We start from the raw sequence: 21758 nt of genomic DNA, 5'->3' as shown, positions 1-21758 counted from the left end.
AAATATGAAATTTAAATTTCAGCTCTTTGTTCAAAAATCCATTTCACACAAAACCCGCCAAACTCGCCACACAATGCAAAAAAAGCGCCAAAGAATTTGTGCGGGGTGATGAATAGCGGCAAAGAAGCTTGAAAAGTTCGCCAAAAATTATATAGTCACTTATATAAGTGCTTATGGAACAGCTTTTATGAAATACAGCCAACTGGGGACTCAGCTTCGTCACATTCTGGAATTACTGGATGGCGATGTAGCAGAGAGCTATAGGGCCTGTGGCCTGGAGAATTACAAACCCCGCTACACCCCGATAATGCGTGCACTTATCCACAAGAGAGATATAACCATTAGTGAGGTGGTAGCGAGCACCCATATTTCCCAGCCCGCAGTGAGTCAAACTGTAAAAGACATGATTAAACAAGGGCTGGTACAGACCTCTTTTGGAGAAGATGCTCGCCAGCGCAAAATACGCTTGACCCGCAAAGGCAGTGCGTTGATACCCAAGCTAAAACAGCAGTGGATAGCAACTCGGGAAGCTGAGCAGTCCCTCAATAGCGAATTACCGACAGAACTATCAGAGCTGCTCAATCAAACAATTCAAGCTTTAGAGAAACGTCCTTATTTAGAGCGGATACAAGAAAATCTATCAATAGAGGCTACATAAATATGAAACGCCAACTCAAGATGAGTTTAGCGGTATTAATCAGTTTTTTTTCCATGTCTCTCGCGGCAAGTTCCGGCGCAATGAGTTCCTGCCAGTTTGAGACAGGCCCGGTTATTAAAGCTGCTGCAGTAGCTATTCAGAAGCACTATATATTGGAGGAAAAAGGACAGGCGCTATCCGCTCAACTCAATAGACTGGCAGAATCCAAACACTTTAATCATCTTTGTAGTGACTACCAACAATTCGCCAGCGCACTTACCAAAGAAATTCGCACCCTTTCCGGTGATAAGCATTTCTATATAGAGCATATAGATAACCAAAAAGAAGCCCACAATTGGATTGAACAGTGGCAGGCTGAAGCGCCCATCAATAACTACGGCGTTAAGAAAATTGAGATTCTTCCCGGTAACATTGGCTACCTTTCCCTCTCTTCTTTCCACACCTATAAAAATGCCCGCCAAACCCTCGCTGCGGCTTTCACCCTGCTTCGCCACAGCGAGGGCCTAATACTCGATTTACGCAGTAATGGCGGCGGAGACGAAGAAACCGCCAATGCTGTTCTGCAGTCATTTATTGATCCCCATTCTCCCTTTCCCTTTGTTATTGAAAGCCGCAAGGGGAGAGAAATACCGAAACGTATTTCACCTCAACCCTGGCCCAGCTATGGGAGTGACAGACCAATGGTCATTCTGATTGATGGGAGATCCTTCTCTGCATCTGAGAGTACCGCCTTCGCACTACAACAGCTGGGCCGAGCCACGATTGTCGGTAATGCCAGCGCCGGTGGGGCACATATGATGGAGTCACCCCAAACCCTCCCCTATGGCTTTGAAATCGGTATCCCAGATAAACGCCCGGTTTCTACGATTGCCGGCAGCCGCCCCAACTGGGAAGGACAGGGTGTGATCCCCGATATCGAAGCCAGTGAACAGGAGGTCATTCAAATCGCATTAAAAGTGATGACAGAGGCCCTATAAGTGTTCCTTTACGCTGCTACATCAAGCATTAACGAAACGGACACACAGGCTTGACCCCACTCCATACAGGCAGAGCCAAGTCCTCTTTATTATCTGATGGTGCGCCAGTTCGGCTTTTGAAAGCCCCTTCCTCGATGGTCAGGCGCATCAAAGCTGTTCCCTTCCGCTCCTGTAGGCTGGGGAGACGCACCTGATCCCAGCGCCCCGGCTCTATATCGTCAATAATCGCTTTAAAAACTGCATCAAATTCCCGCTGCTCTTTGACTCTCTCACCTCGGCAAAACAATACCGCAGAGCGATAATTAGCACTGTGATGATAAGCTGACTTGGCCAGTACCCACTCATCGCAGCGGGCAAATGAAATACAGACCTGTTCTCCAGCCTCCAACAGTTTTTGTAGCCGGCTCTTGTTAGCCAGGTGAAAATACAAAAACTCCCCCAGGCGCCAAATGGTTAAGGGAATAATGATGACTTCACCGTCTTCAATAAAACCGACATGGCCCAGTTTTAGCTCGTCGACAAGCTTATAAACATCCTCTCGCCGATAACTGGCACGTTTCGGGGCACGACGTACACGACTCTTCGCTGAGGTTGGCAATTCATCAGAGATTGGCGAATGCAAATTCATAAAACCTCCTTTAATTCACTCTGGTATGAAATATATATCGCCAATGTAGGATCTTGCTGGTACGCTGATAAGCGCCAGTATTAACTATTTTATGGTGCCAGTTTTGAGTAGCGCCGAGCTTACAGACCTAACTCTCAAATCAGGCCAGCCGCTACAGGAACAATTGTATCGGCAATTAGTAGATTGGATCTGCAACGGCCGGCTGGTTGCTGGTACCAAGCTCCCCTCCTCGCGCCGGTTGGCAGAATCCCTCTCTATCAGCCGCAATACAGTGACATTAGTTCTGGACCAGCTGAAAGCGGAGGGCTTCCTTACCAGCCATCCAGGGAAAGGCGTATTTGTATCTCCCGAATTACCGGCCTACACAAAGAAAACACACAGGCAAGGTTGGCAAGCACAGAGGAATAGGTACCTGCCATCACTTTCTCACTATGGTGATTTTGCACAGACATTATCTTGGGGTGAGAAAAGTGAAGATCAATCTCTCCCCTTCACCCCCGGCCTACCGGATCTAAGCGCATTTCCATTCACTATTTGGAACAAATTATACCGCCGCCACCAATCCAGGTTAGCTCTCACAGGTTACGGGCAAAGCCAAGGTTATTTACCTTTGCGTATGGCACTTACTGAATACTTGCGCAACTCCCGGGGAGTTCGCTGTAACGCTGAACAAATTATTATTACCAATGGAGCTCAGGAGGCCCTGAATCTATGTGCACTAGTCGCGATTAACCAGGGAGACAAGGTTTATATAGAAAATCCGGGATATCGCCGTGCTCGAGCAGCTTTCCAATCTGTTGGAGCAAAGCTCGTACCAGCGAACCTGAAAGATAAGCACTTGGATGTTGATAAGCTGGTCAATAGTGCAACCCAAGCCAAGTTACTTTTTACCACTCCAACACATCAGTACCCGATGGGTGGTGTTATGCCTGCTGGTGAACGAATCAAATTATTGGATTGGGCGACAGAGGCAAGCTGCTGGATAATTGAAGATGATTACGACAGTGAATTTTCATTCCAACATAAACCCGTCGCGGCGCTCCAGGGGATGGGAGAAAATACACCTGTACTCTACATGGGGAGCTTTAGTAAGACCTTACTACCCAGCCTACGATTGGGCTATTTAGTGGTGCCTAGTTCCACAGTAGAGGCATTTACCCAAGCCAAAGAAATGTTATCTGGCCACTCCCCCTTAGCCATACAAGCTGTCGTGGCAGACTTTCTCGATGAGGGGCATTTTGTGCGACATCTTCGCAAAATGCGTGCTAACTACATGAAGAAATGGGAACATTTCTGTCAGCTTATTCGAGAAGAAATACCACCTCCAGCCGGACTAATTGCCAGTAGCGCCGGTATGCACTTGGTAATATCTACACCGGGACACGACGACATCACCCTTTCAAAAAAAATACGCGAATACGGATTTGGCAGCACACCACTATCGCTCTTCTATTCCAATAAAACTGAAGATCCAGGATTGGTACTCGGGTTTGCCAACACAACTTTCGAACAGAGAGCAGGTTGCGCAAAGATTCTCGCAAAAATCCTGAAAAAGTAGCCACAACACACCCAAACAAAACTTATTTTTATAATGCAGGTTTCTTCATTTTTCGCATCAGCATTAAGCACCTCCACCTAAAATAAAAAAGTAAATATTTTAATAGAATAAAAACAATCTATTATCACCAAAATATCAAATAAAACCCAATAAATTAGGAAAAATTTCCTATGGCTCTTTCTCAAACCTAGGTCACAATCTCCATGGCTTTGGGTGTTCACTCTCTTTTTTAATTACTCAGATAATTAGGGAAATTTGATATGAAAAATAGAAATATGAATTCTATAAAAGCATCTTTGCTCGCTGTATCCGGTATTGCCGCACTATCGCTCTCCGCCGTCGCTTCAGCGGTCAGCTGTGGAGATACCATTACAACCGCAGAATCACTTACCGGCGATATTCTTGGCTGCGCAAGCCATCCTGCACTCGTGATAGATGCTGGCGGATCACTCGATATGGCGGGTTACCACCTCAGTTGCGATGGCAGCGGAATCGGCATTCAATTGAAAGACAGTGATAGAGTCCTTGAGGATACTGTTGGTGGAAGCACTATCACAAACTGTAACAATGGCGTATCTGCCGAAGGCGATGGCAGCCATCAAATCTTTGATATCACTGCTTCATCAAACTCTATTGCAGGAATCGCACTTTGGAGTTCAGGTAATACAGTGGAAGCCTCCGATGCTAGCGGCAATGGGGGTATGGGCATACGCGTTATGGGTGACGGTAATCGTGTGAGATACTCTTATGCATCAAGTAACGGTCTCCAAGGAATAAAAATCGTTGGTGACAATACTCTCATCAGATTCAATGAAACGATTCTCAATATGTCGAGTGGGATTGTAATTGATAGTGGAGATGGCGGCATTGTTGCCAATAATCTATCAGATAATAACGGCGTTAACGGCATTATGATGTTGGGACTGGGTCAAGTTGGATATCTAATTATAGGCAATAAAGCAGAAAATAATACCGGTGCAGATCTTGCTGACCACAACCACCCTGCTTGCACTGGCAATGTATGGATTAGAAACACTTTTGGCAGTGCTAACGATGCCTGTATTAATTAAATGATATAGCGACTTTAGTGGCGAGCCGATTAGTTTTAAATATCGGCTCGCTCTCACCTAAAACAAAACCCTTCCACTCGCGAGCCATTAACTACCAACAGATGTTTTTCTAGAATAAAATTATTACTTATAACAGCAATTAATAGTGGTCCTTATAGCTAGTAGCGACTTCCCCTGAGAATAAGGTATAGAAATTAAAAAATGATAATGCTCAGTAAATACAGAGGTTGCTTTAAAGGAATAGCCATCGGCGATTCATTTGGCGCCCCATACGAGGGTGGTGTTCTAGAAAGACAACTCTGGAAAATTATTGGGAAAACCGAACAGGGCAAAAAGCGCTACACCGATGACACGCAAATGTCTATTGATATTGCGACCTCCTTTCTTGAACATAATTACCTTGATCAAGACCACATAGCCAAAAAATTTTCCCAAAGTTATCGCTGGAGCAGAGGGTATGGTCCCAGTGCAGCGAAACTACTCAAAGGCGTCAGGGATGGTAAACGCTGGCAAGATTTAAACCGAAAAAAATTTAAGCACGGTTCTATCGGCAATGGGGCCGCCATGAGGGCACCTATTATTGCCCTCTGCCATCCCCAAAATGACTACCGCCTCAAGCAATATGTACAATCGGTGTCTGAAATCACCCACGCCCATCCAGTTGCTGTCGAGGGAGCATACTTGATCGCTATCGCCATCTGTGAATCCCTGCAAGATCGCTCAAACAGAGAGATTTTGAACAAACTGGAAGTAAGCTGTAAGTCCGAAATATATCGCTGCAAACTGGAAAAGTGTGCGACTCTACTGTTTAACCAGAAGATCCCACATCCGCAGCAAATCAAGCAATGGCTGGGTAATGGCATTACCGCGCCAGAGTCCTGTATCACCGCCATTTACTTTGGACTTAAGTATCGAAACTCTCCTTTAACGTCTGTATTAGCTAATATTTTTTCTCTAGGTGGTGACACAGATACCTTGGGTGCCATGGCTGCTAGCATCTGGGGGGCATTAAATGGAGAAGACCGAATGGAAAGTATGGCCGACAAGGTCGAAAACATCGATTTTATTACCGAGCTTTCTGAGAAACTCTATTTCACCCAATATCAGCATGAACAAGCCTTACAACCCGCATAGCCTACTAAAAAGGGAGAAGGGAAGAATACACCGTGCTTGGACCCTATGGTGATTCTTTTCTTCCACCCCAGTAGTAAGCCTTAAACAAGTAGAGCGGATCGTAAAATAACCAAAATGTTAATTTAAAAATCTCTGACAACTTAACCAGAGCACCATGAGGCTATTAAGAAGTGCTTTATTAGGACTGGATACTTCTCACCCTGGCCAAAAGCTTTTCGATACTTTTAACAGTAGTGCGCGCCCCAATAGCGCCAACAAAGAAGAAATGGTTACCTGTAACGGTCTGTGAAAAATAAGCGGAAGACGAGCGGATAATAAGCTGTACTAGCTCCCACCTTTCCCTTGGAATCTGCTCTGGAGATGCACCTCCTAAAAGTTTACTGGCAAGAACTCGATTGCGAATAAATGCCCAATCATCAATATTGCACAGCACGTTTTCCAAATCCCCCATTGAATCACTCTGAATAACAACGGGAATTGGATAGTCCAAGAAATCAAAGGTGTTTGCCGTTTTCAATGCCCTGGAAAGATCTTCCTTAAACCCTTGTCCATCATACATTAATCCAGTGCCAATAAGCGCGATGGGAATTGCTCCAAGGAACGCCTCCCGATAGATATCTTTGGGGATAATTGTGTGTTGGTTTAAGGCATTCTGCTCATCAAGCGCGGCCAAAAAGGCAGGATATATGCCCTTTCGACTGGCCATTCCATCAACTGTCATTTCGATGGCCTTGGCATTAGCCTCAGGAAGAAAACCCGGCAACGCGGGTTCTGCGGCCATAGCCACAAAGCATTCAATCGAAAAATTCAAGGTTTTCGCCGCCCTCGCTAGAGCCCCAGCGATTTTCCCTCCCATACTCCAGCCGCACACCACTACCGAATTTGGAAGGTTATATTCAGACAAAATCTTGGCAATAATTTCTGCAGCCTGATCTCCCCAATCTTGAATTGTAAACTCCGGGTGAGTACTGCAAAAAACCGCATTTTCCATAGGGTAAGAAATAGCAAGGAAGGGAAAACCCGCTCGATTGACCCAGTGACTTATAAAATCATCTGAGCGGCCACCGGGATAGCCGTAGAAAATACGCGCTAGATGTGCTGTGCCTGGAATAAATACCATTAGCGGATTGGTACTAACCGCCGAAATATAACGGTAAAGCACTGGAAAATCATTGATTGTTTCCAGGACTTCCCCGTCAAACAAAGTGGGACTCGGTGCCATATTCACCCTGCGGAGAGGCAATCCGTTAACTTGGCGCTTTCCCCCAGACCTCCTCTAAGCGCTTATCACGCCCACAGCGGTAGCGATAGTACTTGTAACGCAGGGGATTACGTTGGTAATAGTCCTGATGGTAGGCCTCTGCGGGATAAATGGTTGCAGCGGGTTTTATTTGTGTCACCACCTTTTTACCCAACTCCGCTTCTACCTTTTTCTTGCTCTCCTCTGCTAACACCTTTTCTTCTTGATTGCCGTAAAAAATCTCGGCTCGGTACTGGTCACCGCGATCGCAAAATTGACCACCGGAATCAAAAGGGTCAACGTTGTGCCAAAAAATATTCAGTAAGTCGGAATAGCTGACTTTATTCGCATCGTACTTTACCTGAACAACTTCCGCATGCCCCGTACCACCGGAAGATACCTGTTCATAGGTGGGGTTTTTGACATGGCCACCGCTGTATCCTGAGGTGGTTTCCAGGACGCCATCGACCTTGTCGAATGGCGGCTCCATGCACCAGAAACACCCTCCTGCAAAAATAGCCGTGCGAATATTCGATGAATCCTGAGCCAGGGAAATACTGGCCAATGAGAGGAACAAGAGAGCAATAATACTGCGCATCATTCAGTCCTTTACCGATTGTCGATGGAACACATTCTCTTCTGTCGTCTATTCGCAGGAATTTATTACAGGGAGACGGTACCTTCACAGGCGCGCAAGAAAATATCCCGATACTCTATCCCGTTAAAACGCATCGGGTTAGTACTAGCGGAAGGTTCCACCGATGCCATTTTCCCAACTCTGTCGGCATCAGTGTCATCAATTCCAATCTCCGACAGGCTGTGGGGAATCCCCAGCTGCTTGCGCAATCCGAGCAACCAGTTGAGTACCGCATCAAACCCACTGTCAAACATTTCATTACCGGCCAGTTGTAGATAAAGTGCCAGATGCCCCATGGGCACCTGGATGGCTGGACGGTTGGCGATCAGAACGTAGGGCATCAATATCGCATTTAACAAACCGTGGTGCTTGTCGTACAGGGCTCCCAGTGGATGTGCCAGGGCGTGGATAGCGCCTAAGCCCCGCTGGAAAGCTGTAGCCCCCATACAGGACGCTACCAACATTTGCTGGCGCGCCTCGAGTTCTGCGCCTATAGCATAAGCTCGAGGCAAATACTCCTTGATCAGGCGCATCCCCTCCAGGGCAATTCCCTCGGCCATAGGATGGTATTGAGGGGAGTAAAAAGATTCCAGATTGTGTGACAGCGCATCCATTCCCGTCGCTGCGGTGAGGTCTGGCGGCAACCCCATAGTCAATTGAGCATCGAGAATAACGATATCCGGCATCATGCGCGGATGGAAAATCAGCCTCTTAACCTGTGCTTTCTCATCGGTAATTACCGCAACCCGGCCAACTTCAGAACCTGTGCCAGCCGTCGTGGGAATGGCAATCAACGGTAAAATACCCTCTGGGTCCACACGCCTGTAGTTATCGCCTATATCCTCAAAATCCCAAATACTGTGCTGCTGTCCCGCCATAAGGGCAATGGCTTTGCCCGCATCCAGGGCCGAGCCCCCGCCCAAGGCAATGACCCCATCGCACTTCTGCTCACGCAGCCTGGCCACCCCATCGGCGATATTTATCTCATTGGGATTACCTTTGATTTTGGAAAAAACGCTAACTTCCAGACCCACCTGTTGGCATGGGTTAATCGCACTATCGACCAGTGGCAATGCGGCGACTGTAGGATCAGTAACTAATAGAGGCTTGTGAATATTCAGCTCCAGGCAAGCTTCAGCCAATTCAGTAATGCGACCGGGGCCAACCCAAACGGTCGTGGGATAATTCCAATTGACATGGTATTTATCCACAATTTCCTCTCTGACGTTCTGTCACTTTTGCATATTCAAAATAGGCTGTGACCTTTCGGAAAACAGACAGACAATTTCACTTTCTGCATCCGGCAACCGTTCCCGCTAACCATCATGTTTAAAATGAAATGACTTGGGGCGGGTTAAATTCTCAAATCCAATTTTAGAAAGCGTACATCCACGACCAGATTGCTTAACACCCGTCCAGGCCAATTCCGGATCCAGGTAATCACAACGATTTAAAAAAACAGTGCCGGCCTCTAAATACCCTCCCATCTCCATTGCTACATCTTCATCGCGGGTAAAAATAGCCGCAGTAAGACCAAATGGGCTGTTATTCATAAATTCTAGAGCTTCGCCATCATCGTGCACTTTCTGCACCCCCAGCACCGGCCCAAAAGTCTCCTCGCGCATCACTCGCATATGGTGTCGCACCCGGGTTAACAGTTGCGGTGCCATATATTGGGTGCCCCGCTTGTCCATTGGGAATTCACTCACATCCAAGTGGACCTTCGCGCCCTCCGCTATCGCTTCATCCACCTGCGCGCGAACCCGATCGGCAGCTTCCGCACGCACCAAAGGCCCCAAAGTGGTCTCCACTTGATCCGGGCGCCCCAGTCGATAGTCACGCAGTAAGTCGACCGTTTGGGAAATAAACTCAGAAAAAATATCTTCATGCACATAGGCCCGCTCAATACCGCAACAGGACTGCCCGGAATTAAAATAGGCGCCGTCGACTACCGCTGCCACAGCTTGGCTAATATCGGCGTCGGCGCGAACATAGGCTGGATCTTTTCCCCCCAGTTCAAGTCCCACTTGAATAAATCGACCGGCAACTGTGCGTTCTAGATTCGCGCCAGCGCCAACCGAGCCGGTGAAGGCAACATGCTGGATTTCCCCTGCACAGGCTAATCGCTGGGTATAAGCATGATTTAAATGAAGAAACTGAAAAACACCGTAGGGCAGTCCCGCCTCGCGAAAAATCTCCACCATTCGCTCAGCACAAAGCGGTGTCTGTGCCGAGTGTTTTAAAATAACTGCATTGCCCGATAGCAGTGCCGGTACCACTGCATTAACCGCCGTCAGGTAAGGGTAATTCCACGGGGCAATTACCAGGGAGACCCCTAAGGGCTCGCGGCGGATAAACCGGGTAAAACCCGGCTTCTCAGGTAACTGAATGTCAGCAAGGGCTTCAGTAGCAAGCTGTGCCATGGTCTGCGCACGATCCATAAACCCGCTAATTTCCCCTCCTGCATAACGGATTGGACGCCCCATCATCCAACACAGCTCCCGCCCCAAACGCTCTTTTTTAACGGCAAATATTTCCACAGCCCGCTCGACAATGGCGATGCGCTCATTGAGGGGAGTTCTCCTCCATGCTTTTTGTGCTTTACTGGCCCGATCCAGCACTACACGGATTTCCACCTCTCCCGCCAGAGCGCGCTCTACATAAACACTGTTATCAATAGGGGAAATACACTGAAGATGGTGCATGATTTTTGTAGTCTTCATCGGCGTCGATACTCCCAATTAAATAATTTCGAAGTACCGCTCCAACTCCCAGTCACTCACATGGCGGCGATATTCCCGCTCCTCCCACTCGCGACTGGCAGAAAAGTGTTCAACAAAGTCGCTGCCAAATAATTCCTGTGCCGCTTCTGACGCCTTAAATTGCTGCGTGGATTCCCACAGTGTGCCCGGCAGCACTTGTTCGTTTTCCAACTCCAGCGAGTAAGCATTACCGGCGACAGGCTCACTGGGCTGCCATTGCTGCATAACACCGTAAAGACCCGAGCCCAAAGCTGCTGCCAATGCTAAATAGGGGTTGGCATCGGCGGCCCCCAAGCGGTATTCGACGCGCTGGGAAGTATCGCCGCCGGGGATAGCACGCAGTGCCGTTGTGCGGTTTTCCACCCCCCAATTGGCTCCCGTCGGCGCCCAAAAACCTGGTACCAGGCGGCGATAACTGTTAACGGTCGGTGCCATCAGGGCAAGGAATTGCGGCATCAGCCTTTGCTGCCCAGCTATGAACTGACGCATTATCTGGCTGATACCATCTGGCTGGCTCGAATCGAGAAAGGCGGAATCACCGCTGCCACTATTGCGCAGTGACAAATGAATATGCCCGCTTTGCCCCGGGTACTCACTGGACCAGCGGGACATAAAAGTAGCCATCAAACCCATCCGCTGTGCCAGCACTTTTATAAAGGTTTTAAACAGGGCAGCTTTGTCTCCAGCAGCCTCAGCACCATCCACTGCAATAGCCGCCTCTAAAACTCCCGGGCCTGTTTCCGTGTGTAAGCCCTCCAAGGGGAAATCCATGCGCTCGCTCAGCTCCAGGATTTCCCGATACAGCTCTCCGTGTACGGAATTTCGCAGTATGGAATAGCCAAACACATCGGGGGTAAAAGGCTTTAAATTACGGAAACCCTTGTTCCGCACTGAATCGGGCGTTTCGTCAAACAGGAAAAATTCGTATTCCAGGGCGGCACAGGGATCAAATCCCAATGAGCGACAGCGTTCAATCACCCTGCGCAGAACTGCGCGGGGGCACAGCGCCTGGGCTCGACCATCAAACTCCGCGAGAAACAACAACATATCGCCTTCAAAAGGCACATCACGGCAGCTATCGGGGAGTATACGTACCGGGGCGTCTGGATATCCGGTATGCCAACCGGTATAACGAGTGTTGTCGTAGAGCTGATCCTTAACATCCCAGCCCAGGACCACATCACAAAACGAGAAGCCCTTTTCCAGGGATGAGAGGAATTTGGCGCGGCTCATATATTTACCACGCATTACACCATCGGTATCGAATAAACCCACTTTGACATGACTGAGGCCTCGTTCTTCGACAATTGCGCGGGCCTCCTGAGCGGTTTTTACCTCCCGTGCCTTTACCATGACTGGTCCTGCCCCGTTGTTGTTATCTCCGAGTTACAGGATAGACCCGCCAGACGAGCTTCGACGCCATAAACCCGGCGCAGGCGTGACTTTCAGCCGAGCCCCTCAGCATATATAATCCGCGCTCCAGATTTTCAGTTATCTATTCATTCAGGACCAGCAATGAGCTTCGAAAAGATCCCGGCAGGTAAAGAACTGCCCAACGATATCAACGTAATCATCGAGATCCCTGCCAACCACGACCCGATCAAATACGAAGTGGACAAGGACTCTGACGCAGTATTTGTGGATCGTTTCGTTGCCACCCCGATGTTCTACCCAGCAAACTACGGCTACGTGCCCCAGACTCTGTCTGAAGACGGTGACCCCCTGGACGTGCTGGTTGTAGCGCCTTACCCGGTAATGGTTGGTTCTGTAATCCGCTCTCGTGTTGTTGGCGTTCTGAACATGACCGACGAATCCGGTGTTGATGCCAAACTGCTGGCCGTACCGCACACCAAGCTGACCAAGTTGTACGATCACGTTGAAGAAATCAGCGACCTGCCCGAGCTGCTGATCAAGCAGATCGAGCACTACTTCGAAAACTACAAAGCCCTGGAAGCGGGCAAGTGGGTTAAAGTAGAAGGCTGGGCTGACGCCGAAGCTGCACGCAAAGAAGTTATGGCTTCCCGCGAGCGCTACCTGAAAGAAGAAGGCTAAGCCTCACTTCTTTCAGAAGACTCTGAGCAATAAAAAAACCGGCCTAGTGCCGGTTTTTTTATTGCCTGTTAGGAGAGACCCTGTCAGTTAACTTCCCAATTGGGAACAGGGACAGGAGACGGCTCCTCCCCCTTGCGCTCACTCTCATCCAGAAGCTGGCCTTCCGCTGCACGCAAACTGAGGTGCTCTACCTCAACGCTGACCGGTTCCACCGACTTGCGTTCGTGCTCCTTTACGAGGTTTCCCTCCATGGGTGCCAAGGTCCATTGTGGGCTAGCCGCAGTTTCCGCCTTGGGCTTGGTTTGCTCGGCAACAGCTGCTCCGCTGCTCTCATCCTTAATACTGACCTGTGCGCCTATTTTGGCCAGGTTTGCACGAAACTGCTGTGCCTGGGGCAGAGATAACCCTTTCTTCAGTACCAGCGGGCGCCCACTGAACAATTTCTCTATCGCCTGGGGATTACTTTTAAACAGGCGCACCATACTGGCTTTTACATCACCAGCGGTAAAACCCGCCACCAAATCACCGCGAAAAACCAAGCTGTAGGTGGATTGCGACATCAATAATATTTCCCTGAGTTACTCTTCCGAATCCAGAGTCTGGTCCATGGTATAAGCCGGGGCCCCTTCAACACGCCCTCCTACCTGGCGGGCGGGAACACCTGCGACGGTTGTATGAGCGGGCACATCGTGCAAGACCAAGCTACCGGCGGCAATTTTGACGTCCTCTCCCACCTTAACCGGACCCAGTACTTTGGCCCCGGCGCCAATCATCACTCCGGGGCCAATTTTCGGATGGCGATCGCCACTGCCGCAGCCACTGCCACCCAATGTCACCGAGTGGAGAATCGATACATTGTCCTCTACCACACAGGTCTCCCCCACCACCAATCCAGTAGCGTGGTCAATCATAATGCCGCAGCCAAATCGCGCTGCTGGGTGAATATCCACCGAAAACTGCTCTGATACCTGGCTCTGGAAATAGAGCGCCAGGGTATGGCGACCTTGATTCCACAACCAGTGCGCTATCCGGTGGGATTGCAGGGCGTGAAAACCCTTAAAGTACAGGAAAGGCGTCAGGTACTGGTCACATGCCGGGTCACGGTCATACCAAGCGCAAATATCCTCGCCCATACAGCGGGAAATACTCGGGTCATTGGCCAGAGCCAGGGCAATCACTTCCTGAAGCGCGGTTGCCGTGAGGGCATTGTGCTCAAGCACCGAAGCCAGGTGATCAGCTATAGCATCATCCAAGGACTTGTGGCGCAAAATGGTATTGTGGAAATAACTTGCCAGGATAGGCTCACCGGCAGCTGCCTCTGAGGCTTCAGCCCGCATCGCCTGCCAGATATCCCGCTGGCCTTGAACGGCCGCTTCCTCACCCATAATTCATCTCCCTTATATTCCCCAGGGCACTCACTGCGGCGCAGCTTGGCAGGATCACTAGCCCCTTTCAAGAGGAAGCCTCCATCGCAAAGTAGCTTTCTTGCCACCCCCAATGAGGTGGTAATGAACTGTAACCAACCTATCTCAACAGGCCGCTATAGTTGCCCATTAAATGGGGGATAGCAGTGATCCGGAACCCAGATATAGCGCGTATAAATGTCCTGAAGGTGCTCGCAAACCGCAGTGCCCAGGGATAGTTCTGACTCTTGCAGCAGCTCGGACAGGCGTTCCACGCTGAGAAGTTCCTGAAGCTCTCGGGCCCTGGGGGCATAGCTCAGGTGCCAGCGTTCCGGTGCGACTCCGCCGCGATCCTCTGCATAGGGTCGGAACAGCCCATAACTATTACCCGTGCTGATTTGGTTATCCAGCCAACGGTGGAAGGCGCCAAAAGCTCCGTCGTCCGCCACCTCCTGGGGGGTAAGCTGGACTGCATAGTCAGCGGGGACCGCCGCCGCATCAATAATATCGAAATCGGTACCCCAGTGGTGACGGGATGCTCCCGGCAATGCGGACCAGCGCAGAATGGCGAAGATCAGCTCCCGCTCGCTTAACTGTTCAATATCCAGGGGAGTACCGTGACTATCGAGAACCGGGCGGTGACCCTGCGCTTTGGCATTCCAAATCAACAGTTGTCGATCAAAGGCGCGAAAACCGGAAACGATTTTAGGGGCAAACCCCTCTTCACGGGCATCCCGACTCAAGCGCTGGAAGGCGATCAGTGCTTCGGGATGTAAAAGCTGGTCAGAAGCTGGGTCGACAATGACATGCTCATCGCCGAGTCCAAATAACATACGCTTCAGCGGTGTCGATAACATTTGCATCTCATTATTAGGCGAACTCCAAAGGGCAGGCTAAATTATTCAACAGGCTATGCCTACTTTAACAGAGCGCAGACAGTCGCCCTTAACTATGGCACCAAAGCAGGGGCACCAAAAGCAGGCGCGCCGCACAATAATCTGGCGGTAATGTTTGTTAGCCACCTGTTAATTTATGTTAAGTTCAAAGCCGCAGTCGAGGGGTTGGCTGCGACAACGGACGCTCAAACTGGTAGGGAAAACCGAATGCACCCGAGTCAATCAGAACTATTAAAACTAAAAAACCTGGGCCTGGCCTCGGTCAATATTCTCCACTCTATTGGCATTCGTTCCCACGATGATCTGCGCAGGGTTGGGCCTGTCGAGGCCTTTATCAGCATTCGCAATCGGGGGATTAACGCCTCCAAAGTAATGCTCTACGCTCTTCAGGGCGCGCTGATGGACGTGCACTGGAACGACCTGGAGCCGGAGCTGAAACAACACCTTACCAGCGAGGTCGACCGCCTCCTTGCCACCCAAAACTCTGACTAGCAATTCCCCTCAAACACCCCGGAAAGAGTCGCAGACACACGCACTCGACGGACTCGGCACAGCAAGCCAAGCTGTGCCGATCTACAGTAAGGCAAGTTGCGCCAACCCTATCTAAACTTACCGGTGGAGCCGCGGAATAATTCCGTAAAGACACTCACTCAAAGGAGAGATCCGATGTTGCGCATTGGGCTATTCCTGCTGACCAACCTTGCTGTCCTTGTATTGGTTGGCATTATTTTCAATATTTTTGGAATTGGGGGAATTCTTCAGGCAAACGGTGTCGATCTCAACCTCGGCGCCTTGTTGCTGATGTGCGCAATTTTTGGTTTTGGCGGGTCTTTTATTTCCCTGCTCTTATCGAAAACCATCGCACGGGTCAGTACCCGCACACAAATTATCGAGCAGCCCCGCAGTGCCGATGAACAGTGGTTGGTAGAAACCGTACGGGAACTCTCCCGCAAAGCGGGCATCGGTATGCCAGATGTGGGGATATTCCCAATGCCCCAGGCGAATGCCTTCGCCACCGGTTGGAATCGCAACAGCGCCCTGATCTCTGTCAGTGCCGGTCTGCTGCAGCGCTTTAGCCGAGAGGAAGCCCGCGCCGTAATTGGCCATGAAATTGGTCACGTGGCCAATGGCGATATGGTGACGCTGGCACTGATCCAGGGCGTGGTAAATACCTTTGTGATGTTCCTCGCCCGCTTGGTTGGATTCTTCGTAGACCGGGTTATCTTGCGCAACGAAGAGGGATTGGGCATCGGCTATTTTGTCACATCCATTGTTATGGATATCATATTCGGCTTCTTCGCCATGATGATTGTCGCCTGGTTCAGTCGCCGCCGTGAATATCGGGCCGACCATGCCGGCGCCACACTGGCCAGCCCCCAATCCATGATTGCCGCGCTGCAACGGCTCAAGGTGGAGTCCGATCGCGGCCACGAGGAACCCCTACCCGGCAATATGAAAGCCTTCGGTATATTCGGTAGCATGGGAGCGCTTATGGCCACGCACCCACCACTGGATGATCGTATTCTCGCCCTGCAAAACTTCCGTAATTAGTGCCTAACTGGATAGATAAGTGATCAGAGCTGTAGTTTCAATTTCTCACAGAGCTGCCACTAAAACGTAATTATTTTCTATGTGGACAGATGCAAAGTAAAAGCATTTATGCAAAGAAGTGTCCTGAAGTACATCCCACTACTCGTCGCAATATTTTTAATTGGGTGTTCTCCTTCATGGAGTGACGGCCCTTACGAGATTTATTGGATAGATGGCGAAAAAGCCCTTGGTTTTAATTTGGGTGACGATGCCTACATCCGCCGTATCGATAAGCCACATCATATCAGTGCAAACGAGATGTTCGTCTCAGTCTACGCTTGCCCTGAGGGTGCCTGCGTTTACTATTACATAGATCGACTTAAAGACCACAAATTTGCAGATTCTTCCAAGTTTGTTTTTGGCCCCTACACAGAAAAAACCTTTGTTCAACTGGAACAAAAGCTAAAACTACCAACATTGGAGCAATAATAAAAACATGAGAAAAGCATCAAGATTTATGCCTAAATACAAGCCTAAAAGGGCAAGTAAATTTACACTATTTGCTTTTCTAACAGCAGTGTTAGCTCTCCTTATTTACCATCCAATATACCTTTTAGCTTTAGTTGGCTTAGTATTATTGGCCATAATTTGGGGCTATCTCGAACAACCCAAAATTGATAGGCATTTCCAACATCTACGTGACAACCGCAAAGGTTTATCCATTTGTGAATTTGCCCGGGAGTTTGATTGCAAAATTGTAGATACATGGATTATTAGAGCGGTGTATGAGCAACTACAAGCGACACTTCCCACCAAACAACTGGTCCCAATTCAAACATCAGATGATTTCTTTAATACCCTAAAACTGGATGAAGATGATCTCTATCTGGACTTATTTGAAGAGATCGCACAAAGAACCGGGCGAACCCTTGAGGACTATCAAAGCAATCCCTATTTTGGCAAGGTAACAACGGTCCGGAACCTGGTACTGTTTTTTAATCACCAGGCCCGTTGCGAGTCAACCTGACAGGCCGTAACAGGTTTTGTACTGTTCGACAAAACTAGCGCAGATGTCACCATTAATCCCACCGCAGAAATTTCATTGCTCCAGCAGCAGTCGGCGACGCTCAGCTAAAGTGAGTTCCGATCCATAGCCCCCAACTTTAAATCTCGCCAGCAGCCCCCAATAAACAGCCAACACCGCATAACGATTGCAAACAAGATACACTTTCAAAACAGCAACAAACAAAAAGGAAGACGACAGTTACAGACGTCTCTTCCAATCCGGTAGTTCAAAGGGAGGATTGTATTAATGACTCTACTTAAAACTCTACGCGCCAGCTTAATCTCAGTCTTTTTACTGCTTACCCCGGCAATATCTGCGCAGGCGGAAACCTTTGCCACCGACGACGAGCGCAACACCATGCAGGTGTTCAATTTTGCCAGTCCGTCAGTGGTCTATGTCACCAATGAAACCCTGGTGCGGGATCGCAGGACCCTGCGCCTCCACTCAGTGCCCAAAGGCGCCGGCAGCGGATTTATCTGGGACACTCAGGGCCATATTGTCACCAATTTTCACGTTATTGAGGGTGCGCGGCAAATCACTATTACTTTGCAGGATCGCAGCGAGTGGCCGGCCGAACTGGTGGGATCTGCGCCGGAAAAAGATCTGGCAGTTCTGAAAATTAACGCTCCCAGGGAGTTGCTAAAACCGCTGGTTGTGGGCACCTCCAGCAATCTCGCGGTAGGCCGTAAAGTACTGGCTATCGGCAACCCGTTCGGCCTGGATACCACTCTCACCACCGGGGTGGTCAGCGCCCTAGGGCGGGAAATTGAAGCCGCCAACAACCGCACCATTCGCAATGTTATCCAAACAGATGCGGCTATTAATCCAGGTAACTCCGGCGGCCCGTTGCTGGATTCCCAGGCGCGTTTAATCGGAGTCAATACCGCAATTTACAGCCCTAGTGGCGCCAGTGTCGGTATTGGCTTTGCAATTCCAGTGGATACGGTCAAAAAAATTGTGCCGGAACTGATCAATCATGGCCGCCTGGTGCGCCCGATTATTGGTATCGAATCCGCCCCGGACCAGTGGAGTAGCCGCTACGGCTTTGAGGGGGTGGCTGTATTGCGTACCGCTCCCGGGCTTCCCGCAGAGAAAGCCGGCTTGCGCGGTATCCACCGCACCCGGGGTGGAGGCTGGGAATTGGGCGATGTGATTGTAGAAATAGAACAGCAGCCGATTCGCAGCTACGACGATCTGCTCAATGCCCTGGAAAAGCACAGTGCCGGTGACGAAATCACTATCGGCATACTGCGTGACGGGACAATTCGCTACACGTCCATTAGACTCGCGGCACCCGAATAAGCAGGCGCTTGCGCCCTGAACAAGAATTAGGCCGGGAGCCGATAATCTATGCAGAAGTACTTCCTGTGTCGCTATGACGAAATAAGCGAAGGTCAATCCAAAGGGTTCTCCCTCGGAGACACTGCCGCCGGCACTGACAATGTGTTTGCTGTGATGAAAGATGGCGAGGTCTACGCCTACAAAAACACCTGCCCTCACCGGGGTATCAACCTGGACTGGCAGGAAGACCAGTTCCTCGATCCCGATGGCGCACTTATTCAGTGCGCCTCCCACGGCGCGCTATTCCTGATTGAATCTGGGGAGTGTATCGCCGGGCCCTGTACTGGTGATGCCCTGACCCCAGTACCGGTGGAATATGCACAGGACGGTCTCTACGCATTACTAGCCGACTGACAGCCCCCTGCCTTTCCCTTACGGGAGAAAAGGCAGGGCCTCCACCAGCTCGACGCCTTCAGCACCGAGCTTCGCGCGGTATGCAAGCACTTGCACACCAGCATCGACAGCGGAATCCAGGGCCTTAGCATAAGCGGGATCAATTTCCCGCGCCGCCTGCACAGTCTCGATACCGCTGTGTTGGACGCAGTAAAAAAGTACCGCCCGCACACCGCTCTCAGCCAGTTTTTGCAGCTCGCGCAGGTGCTTGGCGCCCCGGGCACTTACCGCATCGGGAAAGTAACCCTGCGCCCCATCTGCCAGGGTCACATTTTTCACTTCTACGTAGCAGTCCCCATCGGCACCGGACAACAACAGATCGATACGGCTATTTTCCTCGCCATAGCGCACTTCCCTGCGTAGGGATTCATAGCCCTGCAACTCGCTGACTACCCCGGACAGAATGGCCTCTTCAACCAGAGCATTGGCGCGGCCTGTATTAACCCCCGCCAGGGCTCCATCCGGGGTCGTACAGATTTCCAGAGTGTGGCGATACTTGCGCTTGGGGTTGCCAGAATCGGAGTACCAGCAGTCTCCCCCCTCCACCCAACAATTCTTCATAGACCCCGTATTTGGGCAGTGGATGGTAAACACGTCGCCACTGGCAGATTCCACATCGGCGAGAAAGCGCTTGTATCGGCGCAAAAGTGTTGCCTTTTGCAACTGAGGGGTAAATTTCACGGGCTGGACCACTTGGCTGTAATTTCAGGCGCCACAAAATAGCAGACAACTATTTGTGGCGCGAATCGCGCAGATTTGATAGCTTCCTCGCTCTCGGTCGCCAGGGGTATCGGTACCGAGAACAGGATTAGCCTGACACCGCAGCGAATTTGATAGGTGAAAAAAGCATCACTTAGAAAGATTCCGGTCTAGGCTAGATTGAATTTGGTGGTATCGCCCCCATAAAGGGGGGCCCGTATAGAAAGAGAGGCAACGACTATGCCCAAAACTGCTGCGAGCACCGAATCTCTGCACGGCTTTGAGCCCTACAAGGAGACGCAGGGCGAAGAGTACATGAATGAGAAGCAGCAGGAGCATTTCCGCAACTTGCTGTTGGCCTGGAAGGCCGAGCTGATGGCGGAAGTGGACCGCACCGTTTCCCACATGAAAGACGAGGCCGCAAACTTCCCCGATCCCGCAGACCGCGCCAGCCAGGAAGAAGAATTTAGCCTGGAATTACGCACCCGCGATCGCGAGCGCAAGCTGATCAAGAAGATCGATGCCACCCTGGAGCTTATCGACCAGGATGACTACGGTTTCTGCGAAGCCTGTGGTGTTGATATCGGCATTCGCCGCCTGGAGGCCCGTCCAACCGCCACTCTGTGCGTGGACTGCAAAACCCTCGCGGAAATCAAGGAACGGCAGATCTCCGGCTGATCCACAACCGATAGCGGCACGGCGTTCGCTTGCGATCGCCCTGCTCGGAGGGGGCGATCAATGTATCGCCCCTATTCATTTTGAACAGCACAACTCCCTATATTGGTCGCTTCGCACCCTCCCCGAGTGGACCGCTCCACTTCGGCTCACTGGTGTGCGCCGTCGGCAGCTACCTTGACGCCCTCGCCCATGGCGGACACTGGCTCCTGCGCATGGAAGACCTCGACCCTCCCCGGGAAGAGCCCGGCGCGGCAACCCGCATTCTGAAATCCCTGGAAGCCCACGGACTGCACTGGCACGGCCCCGTCGAATGGCAGAGCAAGCGCTACGCACTCTACGAGGAAACCCTGTCCACACTGCGCCAACGGCAACTGATTTACCCCTGCGACTGCTCACGCAGCCAGATTAAGAAAAATGGTGGACATGCGAACGACTTCTGTCGCCTTAAATACGATGTGAGCGAACCCTCAGCGCTGCGATTGCAATGCGCAGGCGGCGAGGAAAGCTTTGTGGATATTTGGCACGGAGAGCAACGGCAGCTCATCCGCGAAGACACCATTCTCAAGCGCCGCGACGGCCTCTATGCCTACCAACTGGCAGTCGTTGTCGACGATATCGACCAACAAATCAACCAGGTGGTGCGCGGCTCAGATCTATTGGATACCACCGGTGCACAACAGCGCCTGTTTAAAATCCTCGGCGCTACTCCCCCCCAGTTCGGCCATCTGCCGCTGGTGATGGGCCCTGACGACAGGCAAAAACTCAGCAAACAAAATCACGCGCCGGCTATCGACGACAACATGGCTTCCGATAACCTGTGTAAGGCCTTACAGTTCCTCGGCTTCAAACTGCCAAACACTGCCCTAACAGAATCCCCCGAGCATATTCTCAAGTGGGCTACCGCGCGCTGGCGCCGCCATCAGATAGATATGCGCAACCGCCAATTGCACTGATTCCAAGCTGCACTTACCATTTCCGCGCCAGCCGCCCTTAGGGCTCCGGCTGATAACCCGCGTTGACGATTACACAGGGATGA

The 21758-nt window shown here is 50.6% G+C and carries 24 protein-coding genes; 14 read left to right on the top strand and 10 right to left on the bottom strand.

Translation table 11 applies throughout. From position 1 onward, the window contains the following. Window positions 1-187 precede the first annotated feature (187 nt). Together ACJJIS_RS03550 and ACJJIS_RS03545 are read left to right on the top strand one after the other, a co-directional pair. Window positions 188-658, top strand: a complete 471-nt coding sequence (locus tag ACJJIS_RS03550) for a MarR family winged helix-turn-helix transcriptional regulator (RefSeq protein WP_475709494.1) — start codon at window positions 188-190, stop codon at window positions 656-658. Window positions 659-660: 2 nt separating this feature from the next. Next, window positions 661-1635 carry a S41 family peptidase gene (locus ACJJIS_RS03545; protein ID WP_475709493.1) on the top strand — a complete coding sequence of 325 codons (975 nt, stop codon included), beginning with the start codon at window positions 661-663 and terminating at the stop codon, window positions 1633-1635. 28 nt (window positions 1636-1663) lie between these two features. Here ACJJIS_RS03545 and ACJJIS_RS03540 read toward each other — a convergent pair whose 3' ends face one another. Next, window positions 1664-2263 (bottom strand): pyridoxamine 5'-phosphate oxidase family protein, encoded by a 600-nt coding sequence (locus ACJJIS_RS03540; protein ID WP_444940868.1) that lies wholly within the window; start codon window positions 2261-2263, stop codon window positions 1664-1666. 103 nt (window positions 2264-2366) lie between these two features. Between ACJJIS_RS03540 and pdxR the strand changes: the two genes are divergently transcribed. From pdxR to ACJJIS_RS03525, 3 genes are all read left to right on the top strand, one after another. Then, window positions 2367-3821, top strand: a complete 1455-nt coding sequence (gene pdxR / locus ACJJIS_RS03535) for a MocR-like pyridoxine biosynthesis transcription factor PdxR (protein WP_475709492.1) — start codon at window positions 2367-2369, stop codon at window positions 3819-3821. Between the two features lie 260 nt (window positions 3822-4081). Further along, window positions 4082-4891, top strand: coding sequence for a right-handed parallel beta-helix repeat-containing protein (locus tag ACJJIS_RS03530; RefSeq protein ID WP_475709491.1), 810 nt, complete (start codon window positions 4082-4084; stop codon window positions 4889-4891). 201 nt (window positions 4892-5092) lie between these two features. Then, entirely contained in the window at window positions 5093-6025 is a 933-nt protein-coding gene (locus tag ACJJIS_RS03525; protein WP_475709490.1) for an ADP-ribosylglycohydrolase family protein, read from the top strand. Between the two features lie 178 nt (window positions 6026-6203). On the opposite strand, the gene ACJJIS_RS03520 is transcribed toward ACJJIS_RS03525, so the two are convergent. The 5 genes from ACJJIS_RS03520 to ACJJIS_RS03500 form a co-directional block, all read right to left on the bottom strand. Then, window positions 6204-7247 (bottom strand): alpha/beta fold hydrolase, encoded by a 1044-nt coding sequence (locus tag ACJJIS_RS03520; protein WP_475709489.1) that lies wholly within the window; start codon window positions 7245-7247, stop codon window positions 6204-6206. 25 nt (window positions 7248-7272) lie between these two features. Beyond that, window positions 7273-7863 carry a peptide-methionine (S)-S-oxide reductase MsrA gene (gene msrA, locus ACJJIS_RS03515; RefSeq protein ID WP_475709488.1) on the bottom strand — a complete coding sequence of 197 codons (591 nt, stop codon included), beginning with the start codon at window positions 7861-7863 and terminating at the stop codon, window positions 7273-7275. 65 nt (window positions 7864-7928) lie between these two features. Beyond that, a complete protein-coding gene (locus ACJJIS_RS03510; protein WP_475709487.1) occupies window positions 7929-9113 on the bottom strand; it encodes an iron-containing alcohol dehydrogenase in 1185 nt (394 codons plus the stop codon). 105 nt (window positions 9114-9218) lie between these two features. Further along, entirely contained in the window at window positions 9219-10625 is a 1407-nt protein-coding gene (locus tag ACJJIS_RS03505; protein WP_475709486.1) for an aldehyde dehydrogenase family protein, read from the bottom strand. 18 nt (window positions 10626-10643) lie between these two features. Beyond that, the gene (locus ACJJIS_RS03500) at window positions 10644-12017 is read right to left on the bottom strand and encodes a glutamine synthetase family protein (protein WP_444907395.1); all 1374 of its coding nucleotides are present in this window, start codon (window positions 12015-12017) and stop codon (window positions 10644-10646) included. A gap of 162 nt (window positions 12018-12179) precedes the next feature. On the opposite strand from ACJJIS_RS03500, the gene ppa reads away from it, so the two are divergent. Beyond that, entirely contained in the window at window positions 12180-12716 is a 537-nt protein-coding gene (gene ppa / locus ACJJIS_RS03495) for an inorganic diphosphatase (protein WP_282931443.1), read from the top strand. A gap of 83 nt (window positions 12717-12799) precedes the next feature. Here the strand turns inward: ppa and ACJJIS_RS03490 are convergent, their stop codons facing one another. From ACJJIS_RS03490 to ACJJIS_RS03480, 3 genes are all read right to left on the bottom strand, one after another. Continuing rightward, window positions 12800-13276: a hypothetical protein gene (locus ACJJIS_RS03490; RefSeq protein WP_444907394.1), complete on the bottom strand. Its 477-nt coding sequence runs from the start codon at window positions 13274-13276 to the stop codon at window positions 12800-12802. Between the two features lie 18 nt (window positions 13277-13294). Beyond that, window positions 13295-14101: a serine O-acetyltransferase gene (gene cysE / locus ACJJIS_RS03485; RefSeq protein WP_444934062.1), complete on the bottom strand. Its 807-nt coding sequence runs from the start codon at window positions 14099-14101 to the stop codon at window positions 13295-13297. Window positions 14102-14256: 155 nt separating this feature from the next. Beyond that, window positions 14257-14976, bottom strand: coding sequence for a M15 family metallopeptidase (locus ACJJIS_RS03480; protein WP_444934063.1), 720 nt, complete (start codon window positions 14974-14976; stop codon window positions 14257-14259). A gap of 246 nt (window positions 14977-15222) precedes the next feature. Here ACJJIS_RS03480 and ACJJIS_RS03475 point away from each other — a divergent pair, with 246 nt between their 5' ends. The 6 genes from ACJJIS_RS03475 to ACJJIS_RS03450 all read left to right on the top strand — a co-directional run bounded on the left by ACJJIS_RS03475 (window position 15223) and on the right by ACJJIS_RS03450 (window position 19306). Further along, window positions 15223-15507 carry a TfoX/Sxy family protein gene (locus ACJJIS_RS03475; protein WP_108735343.1) on the top strand — a complete coding sequence of 95 codons (285 nt, stop codon included), beginning with the start codon at window positions 15223-15225 and terminating at the stop codon, window positions 15505-15507. Window positions 15508-15681: 174 nt separating this feature from the next. Continuing rightward, complete coding sequence (gene htpX, locus ACJJIS_RS03470) at window positions 15682-16566, top strand: protease HtpX (protein ID WP_475709485.1); 885 nt, start codon at window positions 15682-15684, stop codon at window positions 16564-16566. Between the two features lie 108 nt (window positions 16567-16674). After that, window positions 16675-17034: a hypothetical protein gene (locus ACJJIS_RS03465; protein WP_444915637.1), complete on the top strand. Its 360-nt coding sequence runs from the start codon at window positions 16675-16677 to the stop codon at window positions 17032-17034. 7 nt (window positions 17035-17041) lie between these two features. After that, complete coding sequence (locus ACJJIS_RS03460) at window positions 17042-17572, top strand: hypothetical protein (RefSeq protein WP_444915636.1); 531 nt, start codon at window positions 17042-17044, stop codon at window positions 17570-17572. Between the two features lie 285 nt (window positions 17573-17857). Continuing rightward, entirely contained in the window at window positions 17858-18913 is a 1056-nt protein-coding gene (locus ACJJIS_RS03455; RefSeq protein WP_282931426.1) for a S1C family serine protease, read from the top strand. A 48-nt stretch (window positions 18914-18961) separates the two neighbouring features. Next, complete coding sequence (locus ACJJIS_RS03450; protein WP_444915635.1) at window positions 18962-19306, top strand: Rieske (2Fe-2S) protein; 345 nt, start codon at window positions 18962-18964, stop codon at window positions 19304-19306. A gap of 18 nt (window positions 19307-19324) precedes the next feature. On the opposite strand, the gene sfsA is transcribed toward ACJJIS_RS03450, so the two are convergent. Next, window positions 19325-20026, bottom strand: coding sequence for a DNA/RNA nuclease SfsA (sfsA, locus tag ACJJIS_RS03445; RefSeq protein WP_445361200.1), 702 nt, complete (start codon window positions 20024-20026; stop codon window positions 19325-19327). 258 nt (window positions 20027-20284) lie between these two features. Here sfsA and dksA point away from each other — a divergent pair, with 258 nt between their 5' ends. Together dksA and gluQRS are read left to right on the top strand one after the other, a co-directional pair. Further along, window positions 20285-20722 (top strand): RNA polymerase-binding protein DksA, encoded by a 438-nt coding sequence (gene dksA, locus ACJJIS_RS03440; RefSeq protein ID WP_108734345.1) that lies wholly within the window; start codon window positions 20285-20287, stop codon window positions 20720-20722. A gap of 80 nt (window positions 20723-20802) precedes the next feature. Beyond that, complete coding sequence (gluQRS, locus tag ACJJIS_RS03435; protein ID WP_475709484.1) at window positions 20803-21675, top strand: tRNA glutamyl-Q(34) synthetase GluQRS; 873 nt, start codon at window positions 20803-20805, stop codon at window positions 21673-21675. The last annotated feature ends 83 nt before the right edge of the window (window positions 21676-21758 follow it).

The sequence above is a fragment of the Microbulbifer maximicatervae (SeqCode) genome (genome assembly GCF_056231245.1).
Note: the sequence above shows the minus strand (reverse complement) of the source record. Positions and strands in the feature narration are given on the sequence as shown.

Excerpts from the sequence above, each read along its gene's own strand:
- ACJJIS_RS03550 (WP_475709494.1), top strand. The coding sequence starts at position 188 with ATGAAATACAGCCAACTGGGGACTCAGCTTCGTCACATTCTGGAATTA.
- ACJJIS_RS03545 (WP_475709493.1), top strand. The coding sequence starts at position 661 with ATGAAACGCCAACTCAAGATGAGTTTAGCGGTATTAATCAGTTTTTTT.
- ACJJIS_RS03540 (WP_444940868.1), bottom strand. The coding sequence starts at position 2,263 with ATGAATTTGCATTCGCCAATCTCTGATGAATTGCCAACCTCAGCGAAG.
- ACJJIS_RS03530 (WP_475709491.1), top strand. The coding sequence starts at position 4,082 with ATGAAAAATAGAAATATGAATTCTATAAAAGCATCTTTGCTCGCTGTA.
- ACJJIS_RS03525 (WP_475709490.1), top strand. The coding sequence starts at position 5,093 with ATGATAATGCTCAGTAAATACAGAGGTTGCTTTAAAGGAATAGCCATC.
- ACJJIS_RS03520 (WP_475709489.1), bottom strand. The coding sequence starts at position 7,247 with ATGGCACCGAGTCCCACTTTGTTTGACGGGGAAGTCCTGGAAACAATC.
- msrA (WP_475709488.1), bottom strand. The coding sequence starts at position 7,863 with ATGCGCAGTATTATTGCTCTCTTGTTCCTCTCATTGGCCAGTATTTCC.
- ACJJIS_RS03505 (WP_475709486.1), bottom strand. The coding sequence starts at position 10,625 with ATGAAGACTACAAAAATCATGCACCATCTTCAGTGTATTTCCCCTATT.
- ACJJIS_RS03500 (WP_444907395.1), bottom strand. The coding sequence starts at position 12,017 with ATGGTAAAGGCACGGGAGGTAAAAACCGCTCAGGAGGCCCGCGCAATT.
- ppa (WP_282931443.1), top strand. The coding sequence starts at position 12,180 with ATGAGCTTCGAAAAGATCCCGGCAGGTAAAGAACTGCCCAACGATATC.
- ACJJIS_RS03490 (WP_444907394.1), bottom strand. The coding sequence starts at position 13,276 with ATGTCGCAATCCACCTACAGCTTGGTTTTTCGCGGTGATTTGGTGGCG.
- cysE (WP_444934062.1), bottom strand. The coding sequence starts at position 14,101 with ATGGGTGAGGAAGCGGCCGTTCAAGGCCAGCGGGATATCTGGCAGGCG.
- ACJJIS_RS03480 (WP_444934063.1), bottom strand. The coding sequence starts at position 14,976 with ATGTTATCGACACCGCTGAAGCGTATGTTATTTGGACTCGGCGATGAG.
- ACJJIS_RS03475 (WP_108735343.1), top strand. The coding sequence starts at position 15,223 with ATGCACCCGAGTCAATCAGAACTATTAAAACTAAAAAACCTGGGCCTG.
- htpX (WP_475709485.1), top strand. The coding sequence starts at position 15,682 with ATGTTGCGCATTGGGCTATTCCTGCTGACCAACCTTGCTGTCCTTGTA.
- ACJJIS_RS03465 (WP_444915637.1), top strand. The coding sequence starts at position 16,675 with ATGCAAAGAAGTGTCCTGAAGTACATCCCACTACTCGTCGCAATATTT.
- ACJJIS_RS03460 (WP_444915636.1), top strand. The coding sequence starts at position 17,042 with ATGAGAAAAGCATCAAGATTTATGCCTAAATACAAGCCTAAAAGGGCA.
- ACJJIS_RS03455 (WP_282931426.1), top strand. The coding sequence starts at position 17,858 with ATGACTCTACTTAAAACTCTACGCGCCAGCTTAATCTCAGTCTTTTTA.
- ACJJIS_RS03450 (WP_444915635.1), top strand. The coding sequence starts at position 18,962 with ATGCAGAAGTACTTCCTGTGTCGCTATGACGAAATAAGCGAAGGTCAA.
- dksA (WP_108734345.1), top strand. The coding sequence starts at position 20,285 with ATGCCCAAAACTGCTGCGAGCACCGAATCTCTGCACGGCTTTGAGCCC.